Origin of the sequence: Bartonella sp. ML70XJBT.G, from assembly GCF_028618575.1 — a bacterium.
Classification (GTDB): domain Bacteria; phylum Pseudomonadota; class Alphaproteobacteria; order Rhizobiales; family Rhizobiaceae; genus Bartonella.
On sequence record NZ_JAQITA010000007.1, the window covers coordinates 74,884 to 89,450 of the forward strand.

The 14,567-nt window shown below is 34.8% G+C and carries 7 protein-coding genes; 2 read left to right on the forward strand and 5 right to left on the reverse strand.

Translation table 11 applies throughout. The annotated features are described in order from the left end of the window. Nucleotides 1-368: 368 nt before the first annotated feature. Nucleotides 369-3,002: a ribonuclease E/G gene (locus PVV64_RS04695; RefSeq protein ID WP_273759977.1), complete on the forward strand. Its 2,634-nt coding sequence runs from the start codon at nt 369-371 to the stop codon at nt 3,000-3,002. Between the two features lie 95 nt (nt 3,003-3,097). Here PVV64_RS04695 and PVV64_RS04700 read toward each other — a convergent pair whose 3' ends face one another. Continuing rightward, nucleotides 3,098-3,709 (reverse strand): invasion associated locus B family protein, encoded by a 612-nt coding sequence (locus PVV64_RS04700; protein ID WP_273759978.1) that lies wholly within the window; start codon nt 3,707-3,709, stop codon nt 3,098-3,100. 3,801 nt (nt 3,710-7,510) lie between these two features. On the opposite strand from PVV64_RS04700, the gene PVV64_RS04705 reads away from it, so the two are divergent. After that, a complete protein-coding gene (locus PVV64_RS04705; protein ID WP_273759979.1) occupies nt 7,511-8,338 on the forward strand; it encodes a hypothetical protein in 828 nt (275 codons plus the stop codon). A 397-nt stretch (nt 8,339-8,735) separates the two neighbouring features. Here PVV64_RS04705 and mfd read toward each other — a convergent pair whose 3' ends face one another. The 4 genes from mfd to PVV64_RS04725 form a co-directional block, all read right to left on the reverse strand. Further along, the gene (gene mfd / locus PVV64_RS04710; RefSeq protein ID WP_273759980.1) at nt 8,736-12,236 is read right to left on the reverse strand and encodes a transcription-repair coupling factor; all 3,501 of its coding nucleotides are present in this window, start codon (nt 12,234-12,236) and stop codon (nt 8,736-8,738) included. Between the two features lie 5 nt (nt 12,237-12,241). After that, nucleotides 12,242-12,532: a succinate dehydrogenase assembly factor 2 gene (locus PVV64_RS04715; RefSeq protein WP_273759981.1), complete on the reverse strand. Its 291-nt coding sequence runs from the start codon at nt 12,530-12,532 to the stop codon at nt 12,242-12,244. Between the two features lie 76 nt (nt 12,533-12,608). Further along, nucleotides 12,609-13,289: an ABC transporter ATP-binding protein gene (locus PVV64_RS04720; RefSeq protein WP_273759982.1), complete on the reverse strand. Its 681-nt coding sequence runs from the start codon at nt 13,287-13,289 to the stop codon at nt 12,609-12,611. Continuing rightward, complete coding sequence (locus tag PVV64_RS04725; protein ID WP_273759983.1) at nt 13,289-14,557, reverse strand: lipoprotein-releasing ABC transporter permease subunit; 1,269 nt, start codon at nt 14,555-14,557, stop codon at nt 13,289-13,291. The genes PVV64_RS04720 and PVV64_RS04725 overlap by 1 nt, the downstream gene beginning before the upstream one ends. Nucleotides 14,558-14,567: the final 10 nt, after the last annotated feature.

Genomic DNA, 14,567 nt, shown 5'->3' on the forward strand with positions numbered 1-14,567 from the left:
CTAAATAATCTGTAGTCCATATTAAGTTGTTTTTTAGAATATTTCTTACCACGTTATACATTCAGGCTTTTATGGATGAAAATTTTTTGTGTCACAAAAGCTAGGATTACGTTATTTAGATTCGCTGGTTCGGATATCCGAGCTATTTAAAAGATTATTTTACCGGAGACTTACAAAAATTATGAGTCACAAAAAACAGAGGGAAATGATGATGAGAATTACTGTAAATGCAGTCATGCATCTCTATGGAGTATCCCGTTCTGTTTTACTGGTACTTCCCTTTTATGGCAGACAGCCCCTCACATTTGCGAATAGCCATACTATTCGTTTGAATAAAGTTGCGCTTGTCGCCTTCAGGATTTTAACTTATGTCAAACAAAATGCTTATAGATGCCTCCCATCCGGAGGAAACACGTGTTGTTGTCGTTCACGGCAACAAAATTGAGGAACTTGATTTTGAATCAGAACATAAAAAGCAGCTTAAGGGGAATATTTATCTGGCACGTATTACACGTGTAGAGCCATCGCTCCAAGCCGCTTTTGTAGAATATGGTGGTAATCGCCATGGTTTTTTGACGTTTTCTGAAATTCATCCCGATTATTATCAAATTCCTATTGCGGATCGTTTGGCCCTTCTCGAAGAAGAAGAAAAAGCTGCTGTGGGAGACAATGATGTAGATGCCCCTACTGAAGAAACAAAAAAGAATAAACGACGCTCCAGAAAAACAAAAAAAGATGAGCGTAATGATGTCATGGCAGCTGGTGTTGAAAATGACATGAGATCTGAAGCAATAACCGTTGATGATGCAGAAGAAGCTTTTAGTGCAAGTATTGCTCATGATGATATTGAAATGGTTGGTGCTGAGGATGTGCGTGAAGAACTCCCTACCTATCAACGAAAACAAGGACGTCAATATAAAATTCAAGAAGTGATTAAGCGGCGTCAAATTTTGTTGGTGCAAGTTATCAAGGAAGAACGTGGCAATAAAGGTGCTGCACTCACAACATATTTATCCCTAGCAGGTCGTTATTCTGTTCTCATGCCCAACACAGCACGTGGGGGTGGTATCTCGCGAAAAATAACCAATGTACAAGATCGCAAGCGTCTTAAAGAAATTGTCAAAGAGTTAGCTGTTCCTAAAGGCATGGGGGTTATTTTACGAACGGCTGGAGCAAATAGAACAAAGGCCGAGATTAAACGCGATTATGAGTATCTTACCCGATTGTGGGATACTATCCGCACTTTGACTCTCAAATCTACCGCTCCATGTCTTGTTCATGAAGAAAGTAATCTCATAAAACGTTCTATACGAGACCTTTACAATAAAAATATCAATGAAATTCTTGTTTCAGGTGACCAAGGATATCGTGAAGCAAAAGATTTCATGCGTATGCTTATGCCAAGTCATGCAAAAGTTGTACAGCCTTATCGTGACCCTATTCCGATTTTTACGCGCAATAATATTGAAATGCAACTTGATAAAATGTTGCACCCGCAAGTTTCTTTAAAATCTGGTGGTTATCTTGTTATTAATCAAACAGAAGCGCTTGTTGCTATTGATGTCAATTCTGGTCGTTCTACCAAAGAGCTGTCTGTTGAAAAAACAGCATTACAGACCAATCTTGAAGCTGCAGAAGAAATAGCACGTCAATTACGTTTACGTGATCTTGCTGGTTTGATTGTGATTGATTTTATCGATATGCTTGAAGAACGTAATGTGAGACTAGTTGAGAAAAAATTGAAAGATTGCTTAAAAAGTGATCGTGCTCGTATTCAAGTTGGTCACATTTCACATTTTGGCCTTTTGGAAATGAGCCGTCAACGTATTCGCGTATCCGTTTTAGAAAGTACAACACAACCCTGCCCGCACTGTGCTGGAACAGGAAATGTTCGTTCTGAATCATCAATCGCTTTACATGTCATGCGCTCAATTGAAGAATATCTTCTTCACAATCCGCAACACAATATCACTGTGCGCACGCCCGTAACAACAGCGCTTTATGTTTTAAATCATAAACGCAGTATTCTTGTTAATCTAGAAACGCGCTTTAAACTTAATATTAGTATTGAAGCCGATGATAGCATTGGAACGCAACATCTCATTATTTCTAAAGGGACAATAGCAGAAGCAGTTTCTCAGACTCCATTGCTCTTTGAAGAGAGTCATAAAGAGGAAATCGCAGATGAGATTTTAATAGATAACCCTGTTAGCGAAGATAGAACACTTGTTGAAACAAAACAAAAACGTCGACGTAAAAATCGTCAAGGCGAAATGAATGAGAATTCTCTTTCCACCATGCATAAAAAAGATGATGCACTCAATGATGATACTCGTCGTCGGGGACGTCGTCGGGGACGTCGTGGTGGGCGGCACAATCAGGATAACAGTTTTTATCAACCTCGTATTCCTTATGCGGAACCAGTTGGAGATTTTGCCAAACAGGCCTTAGAAGAAATCAAGACAGCCTATCGCAAACGTCGTATTCCAGCTGAAAAATCTGTTCCATCAGTTCCATTAGAAGAAGCAAAAAACGATACGCAACACTTGAATATACAACAAGATGACATTGTAAAAGTTGATACGGTTGCTAAACCTAAAAAGCGTAAAGCGCGTTCGTCAAAAACAGTGCACAGTCAGCAAAATATCGAAAACGATCAAAATGTAATAGTAGCAGAGTCTTTAGAAGAAAAACCTATAACAGCTCCAAAACGTAAGGTTAAAACAAAAAAAGTGAATGAAACTGCACATGAGATCGCGGAAGAAACGCTTGAAAATAGCAAAAAACGAATACGTAGAACGCGTAAAAAAGCACTCTCTAAAGAGTTAACAACACAAGAAACTTCAGAACAAAAAACTGTAAGTGAGGAAACTGCCAAACCAACTTTCTCCAAAGTTGAAGAGAAAATCAATACTCCTGTTGTTATATCATCAACCCCTGATGATTCTCCAAAGACTGAGCGCATTGGTTGGTGGAAACGTAGAAATCTTTCTAAAAATTAAATATAAGAAAACCGCCGTAAATATTTTGCGGCGGTTTCAACAAGTATACATAGCGAAAAAGATCCAAAAAATACTTCACTTGTGTCGTATATTCGTTAGTTTTGTTTCGCTTTCTCTTGCTCAGCGCGCATACGATCTTCAATCTCTTTTTGCTTGGATTGAATGGCTTGTTGCAATTTTATTTGTTCTTGTTGAAAATCTTTTTCCTCCATACCAGGACCTGTGTATGCAGCTGTGAATCCATTAAGAGAAAATTCAATAGGATTAGCTGAACCACGGAAATTAATTGTAGTGACAACCATTTTTGAACCACTTTTCATAGCTGTAATCAGCTTGTCATCTAACACATCATTGGCAATACAACTAGGACCGTTACAAATAATATAAGGAACTTTTTTAGAGAAATTATCTCCTATTTGAATGAGAACCCCTTCTGGCAAAAAACGACCTGTAGGTACTTGAATACCTATACGTTTTTCATTTTGTTTTCCTTTTATTTCAACAAGATTAAAGGCTGTTAAAGGCTGTCCTGTATTTGATACAACAGTGTTCATGGTGTTACAAACATCAACATCATGCTGCTTACTGCAAACCTTATACCAACCTTGAGATAAAGTCTGCGCCCCTGCAGAAGTATGAATTGTAAAAAAAAGGGCAATAGCTCCCGCTACCCCTGAAATAACAGAATAGATATTTTTATGCGACATGATTAAGTTAATCCTTTCAACGCGCTTTTATAATATCCCCAACAACAGGAATACTAAATATAATTTCAATCAAGTGTATTAAATTAAACCAATGAAATGACACCCTCTCTTTACGCTTCTTACTTCAATATAAAGAGAAAAGTCAAATTTAGAGGAAAAACTACAAATTGCCAGCTGAATTCTTATGCATTCTTATACAGATTCCACCATTTATAGCATTGAGATTTTATGAAATTGATCCACAAAATACTTTAGTGTTACGAAATGGGATAAAATTGTATAAACGAATCAGTATTATAATATAGTTAAAGTAAATTCTTCTGTTATTCTATAGATATTATTAATTTAAATTTTTTATATTTATACTTCTTCTTTTAAACCATAAAGCTCTAGCGAGAGATATTGCAATGCATGGAGTTGCTAAATTACTGGAAAAATTTAAACATTTTCCTTATGCATTTCCTGATGCAAATTGAAAAAGTAGAATTACTTAAGGTTTTGTTGGTACATTTGATGGATTAAATCTCTTCATCATTCGCAGTTTTAGAACAACTGCGAGAGAACTTTTTTCTGATGAACAATTTTCTAGTCTTGTTTATAAAACAATGATGGTATGCATCTCGCGATGAAGCTTTTACACTTTAATAACCTCTCGGCAGAAAAGTTGAATTAAATAATCCACGCACTGACATTATTTTTTCTGAATCCAAAAGTGCGCATTTTCAAATGCAAAGCTACTACAGTTGAAAACGTATTCTTCACAATAAAACTTCTTAAAGATAAAGGAAGACCTCAATTTGATCGCTATATGAAATATATAGAAGCTATCGAAAGAATCAAAGATTATATGGTATACGCTTCCGACGTTCAAAAGATCGCAAATTTCCATTTTTTTTGGCAAGCCTAATGCTTATAGTACTTCGACATATTATTAATGTTGATGATTTTGCAAAATGAATCGAATAAAATTTCAGGAAGCAGTCCCTATATTATTGAACATGCTGATCTAAGTGAATGAATTATTTATAAACGCAATCCTCATTATTGAGGAAAAATCTTTCCATTAATAAAGGATTAAATAACTTTGATAGCATGCAAATGGAATATTTTGTAATAATATGGCATATTTTGGACCTCTTTAAAAGGTATGATTGTTGTTTTTATTGAGGCAAATCCCAATCGTGGGCAACACTCCTATAATTTTCCAGCTGTCCGCGAAGAACGTGTTATTAAAGAATAATTTCTCAAAGGGAATTTCTGTCGATCTCATAAGATCTGTTTTTATACACATCGTAACATTTTTAAAGATAAAAAAATATGATGAGCTTTGTCTCTCCTTTTTGAGTTTGAATTGGCCAATCATTGCCTTTGCAATCATATCTATAGTAGAATAGGAGATTATTGGGATGTAGCTATTTCTTTTATCTGTTGGAAAACCAGCAAGCGAAAAAGAAAAAACACTTTTAGCACCTTATCCTGATACAGTTCTTTCTGAGGTTTTTGATGAAAACTGGTGTATTTGCAAAACAAATGGATCAAGTATGGATCGATCAAGGATGAAAAAAGCTTGAAAACTTTTATAAAAAGTAGGATTTACGAAAAAAATAATAAAGCTATTACCCGTAATGGTTTGCCTTTTTAATTTGAAATTATGACTCAATCACGTGAAAAAGCAAAAATTGCTTTTGCCTTTCAAAATATGTTGTCACGCATAAGTATTCACGCTGAAGTCAGAACTGTTTATGATAGTCATACCAAAACCGTTTGGGAATGTTTAACTATGATATGATTATAGCAAAATTTAAAAACGCTCTCTCCAGCAAACGAACAAATAAAATGTTGGAGTTCTACTTCTCGAAATTTAAAAGGGAGTTTTAATTTTTCTGGAGCAACTGATCTTGCTATAGATGCAATGATAAAAGCCATGCTTGATGCACACCAGATGTTGATTTCATTGCAGAAGTTCGAGCTTTGGATAGAATTCTGATTTCTGGAAGTTACTATATAGCTCTGTATCATTTACCTGCAGTGGATAACGCGTTGATCATACATTAAATACCCTACTAATATATCAATTTATGGATATCTCTGCCTGTTTGGTGGTGTCAGTAAAAAATAATTAAACAAAAATTATTTTATTTATGATAACATATTGATAAAAATAATAAAATTTTATAAAAATAGCTTTATTTTTTACATAAAATAAAAAAAAATCGTTATGTTTCTTCTTTAAATTTAGAATTTATTTAATAAATTTACTGTATTTTACTTAATCTAGAATAGCCATATGCAATGGCTCTCTAGAAAAATAAGTATGTACTTATTATATATGGTATAAATTTACAAAGATTCGTAAATAAAGTTAAACATAAACTAAAAAGCTAATAATGTGAAATCTTCTTATAAGAATTTCCTAAAACGTAGAAATATCAATATTTTTCAGCGAAGAACAGAACGAAACTAATAGCATATTGTAATAAATTTTTTTAACAAAAATCATATTATCAGCCTCTTCTATAAATTATATAGTAAATCTTTATTCTATAACCTTAATTGAAATTTTAATGTATTCACTATAAGTGTTTGTTTCATGCTATATGACAGCATTATTTCTTATGCTTTGCTCCCAATATATTATTGTACAAAAATTAAAAGCCTTTCCACTTTACATAAAGTGTAACGAGAATAGAAACAACTACCTTTGATTAAAGCACTCTTCAATACGAGAAACTGTCCGATTTAGAATATTCTTCCTTTTAATTGAAAGCATTATATTTATGTACTTCTCTCATGGTTTTACAAAGCATAGGTGCATCTCTTTTCAACAACATGTCATCCTGTGTAATAGCAGCCTTTATATTGTTAAATAGTTCTTTTTCATAGCTATCAGAACTGTTCGTTAACAATTCTTTAATACTCCTATTAAAACGGGACTTATTGAATTATTTGCCCAAATAAAATCTTTATGTTCCAATCAAAATCTTTGCGTAAAATAACACCTATATCGCTTTGCAATATGTTCCAAAGAGTTTTAAAAAAATCGTAAAGGTTAAATAATTCTTCATTACTTCATCATCACCTCTAACACCTTCATTCATTTTCAATTCGTTAAATAATTGAGTCTTTTTCAAATATTTTTTTGCTCTAATGAGCTTTTCCTCATACTCTTCTACGTAGTACTCCCCTGCCACATGCATTTTAGATATAAATTTTAGTTTTTTCAGTGAGACTATTTAATTTAGAACCCAAATTATAACATTCATCCTTCAGATCTTTCTGTTCTTGCAAAAGCGTATTCTGTTCCTGCAAGAGTCCATAGTATTCTGTATTCTTAGAACTGCGATTTTTAAAAAGATTAAAATTAGCAAGTTTTTCTTCAATAAATTTTACTCTACTGTTAATATTCTCTCTTTTCTCTTTAAAATACTGATATTTTTCATCAAAAAATAATTTGGCTAAGCTGGACTCTGCATAAGAATTTTTGAAGCAACAAATTAAAGTGAGTAACAAAAAAGCTATAAAAGTAATTTTTGTAATAAAGAAAACATTTCATTCTTTCTAAAAATCATATGAATCTATTACTGTCATTAAAAAAATATTGTATCGATATGTATTAATTAAAAGTGATATTTTGGTAAAATATAAAAATTTTTGAGTGTTTTAACTGACACGTTTTACACATATTGTATATAATTGAGTTGATATCATCAGGCAAATATATTAAACAGTGCGCTATTGAAATAGAGAACACCATTTATAAAGTGAAATAAGATGATTTCCTCATTACAAAGATTGTTAAATATGATCTTTTTATTACTCGCTTTGATATGTGGAGTAAAAAATGTTTATGCTGCATTTCTTTTTAATGAAACTCTTGATGAAAAATATCAACGTTTTAAAGATAGAAAAATTATTGTTGACAGTGAAATTGGATTCATTGAAGAAAAACTGGATGAGTTGAATCTTTTGATAAAACGTACTCCTCGTATAAAACACTCCAAGATTTTGCATGAACAGAATAAGCTTTTGCAAAAACAGGATGACCTCAGTCAGGAACATTTCAGGCTTACTTTAAAACTAAATAAGTTAGCTGAAGAAAAACTTAAATTGATATATAGAACATACATCGCGCAAGAGTATGAGGAAAAAGAATATGAAGAAAAGCGTCTTAAAGCAAAGGAATATTTAGAAAGAATTCAATTTTTTAATGAATGGAAAGTAACTGAAAATGTTTTAGGTAATGATGAGATAATGAAAAACTATCTTATTTTTGTTGTTGCTTGCAGAACCTTTGAAAGCATCTTGCATAGTGATATAGCTGCTGTTTTGCGCAAAGATTTTGGTTGGAAAAAGAAGGATTTCAATTGGGCAAAAGATGCAATCCAGTCAATAGATCTAAAGTTAGTCAAAAGCATTAAAGAACTTCTAAAAACAGGACCTTATCATTATAAAAAAGAGTTGTATGACAATATAATAAATGCTGTCATACGTGGGGATTCATCTTTGGAAAATATACCTATGATTTGCAGAGCATTTGAGGGAGTGCATAATATAGTTTTGCCAAATAAAAGAAAAAATATTATAAGTCGTATGCTTTTCTATATGCACGAATGGTTTAGTAAAATTTAGTTCTATAAACTCTTGTTACAATTTCTTCATGAAATGAAAAAAGTTCAATGTTCATAATAGATATTATACTAAAAAATAGTATAGAAAGAACAATGTCATACAATATAATTCTCTACGCGAAAACCAACAGCGTTTTCATCTAGATGGCGTAGATTTTTTTGTATCTAAAATAGTTTATTTTATAATAATTTTTACTTTAATATACTTTGACTTAATAAAAACTGTATAAGAAACTTATTGAGTATATATTTATATTTTTGTTATTTTCTGCTATTTATAAAATTATGGGTCGTCAAAAATTAATTTCATTTTATTAATTATGACACATACTAAATATTTGTTACAATTATTTTTATTCTTTAATTATTTTGCTATAAATGTAATACAGAACAACATTCTAAACAGAATGGTGTTCTGCCATTTCTACAAGCTGTGTTATAATTTTTGCTACTCCAGTAAGCCTTTCATCGACCGTTAACCAATCATGAATCAGAGCTATCGTTTGGTCTGGTCTAATTTTTGCCATTGAACCTTGTTTTCCAATCCACTGGACAAGAGCAACACTGTTTGCAAAATAATTATTGCGGAATTGTATAACAAGTCCCTTTGGTCCCGTATCTAATTTTTCCACATGTGCTTTTCGACACAAGGTTTTAATATAAAAGACTTTAAGAAGATGCTGAACCTCCAATGGCAAAGGACCAAAGCGATCTATTAATTCGGCAGCAAATTCATCGATTTGTTCCAAATTATCAAGTTCTGTTAAACGACGATAAAGCCCCATGCGTAATGGTAAATCAGGTACAAAACTTTCTGGTATCATCACTGTTGTACCAAGTGAAATTTGAGGAGACCATTGTTGATCCTCATTCTGTTTGCCATCTTTTAATTCAGCAACAGCTTCTTCAAGCATTTTTTGATAGAGTTCAAATCCAACCTCTTTGATATGTCCTGATTGTTTTTCACCTAAAAAATTTCCTGAACCGCGAATATCCATATCATGACTTGCCAATTGAAAACCAGCTCCTAAGCTATCCAGAGATTGTAAGACTTTAAGACGACGATCAGCAGTAGGCGTTAAAACTTTACCTGAGGGATAGGTAAAAAGTGCGTAAGCACGTTGTTTTGAGCGCCCTACCCTGCCACGTAATTGATAAAGAGCAGCAAGACCAAACAACTCAGCACGATGTACGATTAATGTATTCGCTGTTGGAATATCAAGGCCTGATTCAATAATGGTTGTTGATAGCAAAACATCATATTGTCCATCATAAAATGCATTCATAATATCATCAAGTTGTCCAGCTGGCATTTGCCCATGAGCAACAACGAATTTGAGTTCAGGTACATGTGTTTTGAGGTACTCTTCTACAGAAACAAGATCAGAAATACGAGGACAAACATAAAAACTTTGTCCACCACGGTAATATTCTCGAAGCAATGTTTCGCGTATGACAAGTGAATCAAAGGGAGAAATAAAAGTACGCACCGCCATTCTATCAATGGGAGGAGTGGTTATTAATGACAGTTCCCGTACCCCTGATAATGCGAGTCCTAAAGTGCGCGGTATGGGAGTTGCCGAGAGTGTGAGAACGTGAATATCACTTTTGAGCTCTTTTAAACGCTCTTTGTGTTTTACGCCAAAATGTTGCTCTTCATCAATGATAAGAAGTCCTAACCGTAAAAAATGAACGGCATCACTTAAGAGAGCATGTGTGCCAATGACAATATCAATCGTACCATCTGCAATACCCTTTTTGACTTGTGCTAGTTCTTTAGCTTTCACAAGCCTTGATGCATGACCAATTTTAATAGGTAATCCTTGAAAACGTGAAAGAAAAGTTTTGTAATGTTGTCGTGAAAGTAATGTTGTCGGCACAACCACAGCAACCTGATATCCATTTAAAGCGGCAACAAAAGCACTTCGAATGGCAACTTCTGTTTTTCCAAAGCCAACATCGCCACATATTAAGCGATCCATCGGTTTGCCTGATGCCAAATCATCTAATACAGCGTCAATAGCATTCATTTGATCTTCTGTTTCTTCATAGGGAAAGCGTGCAACAAATTCATCAAAGGGGCCAATTGGCGGAACTAGAGCAGGTGCATAACGCAGAGCACGCTCTGCCGCTATACGGATTAATTGGCCTGCCATTTCCAATAAATGTTTTTTAAGTCGTGTTTTGCGCGCTTGCCAAGCAACACCACCTAACTTGTCTAATGTAACATCGGTTCCTTCCGATCCATAACGTGAAAGAAGTTCGATATTTTCAACAGGTAAGAAAAGCCTATCGCCTCCAGCATATTTAATTTCAAGACAATCTCGTAAAATTCCGGTTGTTGTAATCGTTTTAAGACCAACAAATTGTCCAATACCATGGTCGACATGCACAACCATATCGCCAGAATTTAAAGCTGCAATTTCAGAAATAAAGTTTGTATTGTGTTTCCGTCGTTTGGGTGATCTTATGAAACGGTCACCGAGAATATCTTGCTCTGTTATGAGAGCAAAATCTTCCACTTCAAAACCATGCTCTATTCGTATAACAGCTGCTGTTATGCGATCACGTGGTGTTGCTTTTACCGTTTGTAATGATTTTACAACATCTATTTTTTTCACTCCATGCTCATCTAGAACCTGCAGCAAACGTGTGAGAGATCCTTCACTCCAACCAGTTAATAATACCTTCTTGCCAGCAGAACGCAGTGAAGTAATATGATGAACAACACTTGAAAAAACATTTCTCTCTTGCGCATTGCGCTCTTTTACAAAATCATATCCCAGTTTGACATTTGCATGAATAACCGTTTTTCCAAAAGTTTGTGGGACATTAAAAGGCGTAAAATCAATACGTTGTCCGGATGTTTTAGTGATTTCTACGACATCCTCTGGTGTTAAATAAAGAAGGTTAGGCTTTATGGGATGATAAGAAGTAGGATTTTCTTTATCATTTTCATGCTCTTTACGCGCATTATAATAATCTTCAATAAGGCGATGGCGTTCGATAAGCACTTCCTCTATGAGATGTTCAAAAACTACTGGTAAATTACCGCAATGATCAAAAAAAGTGTCAAGTTTCTCATAAAAAAAAGGTAACCAATGTTCCATACCGGAAAAACGTCGCCCTTGAGAAAGAGCTTCATAAAGCATGTTCTTTTTTTGTGACACACCAAATGTACGAATATAGTTACTTTTAAACCTGCTGATGCATTCACCTGTAAGAACCACCTCACTCATTGAATGTAGAAGAAATTCCGTTCGTTTGCTTGTTGTTCTTTGGGTTGCAGGATCAAATACACGGATGGTTTCTAGAGTGTCTCCAAAAAAATCAAGCCGTAATGGTTCAGTATCAATGGGAGAAAAAATATCAAGAATTCCTCCTCTCACAGCAAATTCACCAACATCACGAACAACTGTAACACGTTCAAAACCATTAGATTCTAAAAATTGAATGAAATGCCCCATCCCCATACGTTGGCCAACACGTGCGTGAATTACTTGAGTTTCAATTATTTCACGAGGAGGCAATTTTTGCATAATTGCATTTGCTGTTGTTAATATAATTGCAGCCTGTGGATTTTTACGCAAACTGCTTATATGAGCCAAAGTCGAGAGCCGACTTGCCATAACAGCACTTCCAGGTGAGACCCGATCATAGGGGAGACAATCCCATGCAGGAAATTGAAGAACAGGTAAATGTGGCTCAATAAAACTTAAAACTTGCTGTAAATGGGAAATTTTTGTTCCATCACGAATAACATAGATAAGTGGCTTATCTTGTGCAATTTTTGAACGCAATTGAGCAAGTGCAAAGGCTTCAAATCCATCGGTAATCCCATCAAAAATCATGGGAGTAGAAATATTTTGGGGAATAACAATTTTTTTAAATATAGACATCGGAATCAATTTAAATCTATGCAAATATGATAATTTACAATGTCACGAAAAAGTGGACTATTAACTTCAGCAGGGGGAGACACTTCTCCTGTAACCCATGTTAATAAATCACGATCATCAAAAGACATAATATACTCAAGTTCAGAAACCGTTTTATCACTCATCCCAGAAATATGTGCATTTACATAGTGTCCAAAGATGAGATCCATCTCACGAATACCACGGTGCCATGCACGAAAAATCAATCGGCGGCGACGCGCATCCAATTGATTTTCGTCAACGACAAAAACTGCCATAAATGTCTCCTTGAATTCAGTGATGATGTATAAGTAAAATTTCCGATTTGTAGAATAAATTCTGTACCCTCATCATCTAGGGAAGTTCAATAATCTTCTTTTCTTTGAGCGTAATTCGACGATGCATTTGTTTAGCCAAAGCGTAATTATGTGTTGCAATAAGAGCAGAAAGACCAGATTGGCGAACAAGCGCAGATAAAGCTTGAAAAACATAAGCTGAAGTGACAGGATCAAGATTTCCGGTAGGTTCATCCGCCAAAAGCACTGAAGGGCCATTTGCTACTGCACGTGCAATAGCGACACGTTGTTGTTCTCCACCTGATAATTCTGATGGGCGATGATTGGCGCGATGAGAAATACGCAGATATGTCAGTAATTTAAGTGCACGATCTTCAGCAAGAGATTTTTTAAATCCCGCTATCATTTGTGGTATCATCACATTTTCCAACGCTGTAAACTCTGGAAGCAAATGATGAAATTGATAAACAAAACCGATATCATTTCGTCTGATAGCTGTTCGCTCACTATCAGAACGTTTTGCGCAAGAAACGCCCCGTAACATCACATCACCAGCCGTTGGTTTTTCTAATAATCCTGCAATATGAAGCAGAGTTGATTTTCCTGCACCAGATGGTGCTACAAGTGCGACAAGTTCTCCACGATTAAGAGTAAAATTTGCTTTATCTAAAATAATGAGAGGTTTATGACTCTCAAAAAAATGCTGCTCAATCTCTACAAGCTCTAAAATAGCTGCCATTATTCATACCTCAAAGCTTGGACAGGATCAAGCTTAGCAGCACGCCATGCTGGAATAAGAGCTGCTAAAAATGATAAAAATAAAGCCATTATGGCAACGAGAACTGTCTGTCCCCATTCAATTTGCGCCGGCAATTTTGTTAAAAAATAAAGTTGAGGATTAAAAACATCGACATTAAATAACCAAGAAATAAAATCTTGGATATGATTAATATTCGCGGTCGCTATCACACCAAACACTAAGCCTAATATTGTTCCAATGAATCCAATCATCATGCCTGTAACAATAAATATACGTAAAATCGTACTTTGTTGTGCACCCATGGTACGTAAAATGGCAATATCATGGCTTTTATCTTTTACAAGCATAATGAGTCCTGAAATAATATTCAAAGCCGCAACAAGAACGATCAGAGAAAGAATGAAAAACATAACATTGCGTTCAATTTGTAAGGCTGAAAAAAAAGCCTGATTGCGTTCACGCCAATCAATTAAATAAACTTGTTGACCTATAGCTTTTTCTATAACTGGTTTTATTCGATCAACGGCATCAGGATTATTCAAAAATAATTCTAAAGATTGAACCGTATCTCCTAAATTAAAAAACATTTGCGCTTCATGAAGAGGCATAAAAACGAATATTGAATCATAATCAGACATACCAACTTCAAAAATAGCCGTCACTTTATACGCTTTAACACGTGGCGTTACTCCAAAAGGAGTGTCATCACCATCTGGAGTAATAATACGAAGATCACGCCCAATGGTAAGTCCCAATTTTTCCGCCAAACCACTGCCAATTGCGACACCTTCCTCTTTATCAAATTGCGCAATTGAACCTAACTTAATATTTTGAGAAACTGTTTTAAGCTTCTCTAAATCCTGTTTGCGCATACCGCGAACTAACGCACCAGACCCTCCTTGAAGCTCACCTTGAACAAGCGCTTGACCTTCAATAACAGGTAGAGAAAACTTGACACCATTCACAGCTTCTAAAGAAGAAATAAGAGTTTTATAATCGGTAAAACCAGAATCAACTGCTTGAACAACAAGGTGCCCATTCATACCAAGAATACGGTTGAGAAGCTCTGTACGGAAACCATTCATCACTGCCATGACGACGACCAAAGCAAACACTCCCAGCATAATTCCAATCAGAGAAATGATGGAAATCACAGATGCTACAACATGTTTTTTATTGGGAATCATATAACGAAAAGCGATCATCCACTCATAAGATGAAAACCATTTACTGCTCAACCTCTTCATAACATTGCCT

What these genes read in the sequence shown, in the direction of transcription:
- PVV64_RS04720 (WP_273759982.1), bottom strand. Translation starts at nt 13,289, where the DNA reads ATGGCAGCTATTTTAGAGCTTGTAGAGATTGAGCAGCATTTTTTTGAG.
- PVV64_RS04695 (WP_273759977.1), top strand. Translation starts at nt 369, where the DNA reads ATGTCAAACAAAATGCTTATAGATGCCTCCCATCCGGAGGAAACACGT.
- PVV64_RS04700 (WP_273759978.1), bottom strand. Translation starts at nt 3,709, where the DNA reads ATGTCGCATAAAAATATCTATTCTGTTATTTCAGGGGTAGCGGGAGCT.
- PVV64_RS04705 (WP_273759979.1), top strand. Translation starts at nt 7,511, where the DNA reads ATGATCTTTTTATTACTCGCTTTGATATGTGGAGTAAAAAATGTTTAT.
- PVV64_RS04715 (WP_273759981.1), bottom strand. Translation starts at nt 12,532, where the DNA reads ATGGCAGTTTTTGTCGTTGACGAAAATCAATTGGATGCGCGTCGCCGC.
- PVV64_RS04725 (WP_273759983.1), bottom strand. Translation starts at nt 14,557, where the DNA reads ATGAAGAGGTTGAGCAGTAAATGGTTTTCATCTTATGAGTGGATGATC.
- mfd (WP_273759980.1), bottom strand. Translation starts at nt 12,236, where the DNA reads ATGTCTATATTTAAAAAAATTGTTATTCCCCAAAATATTTCTACTCCC.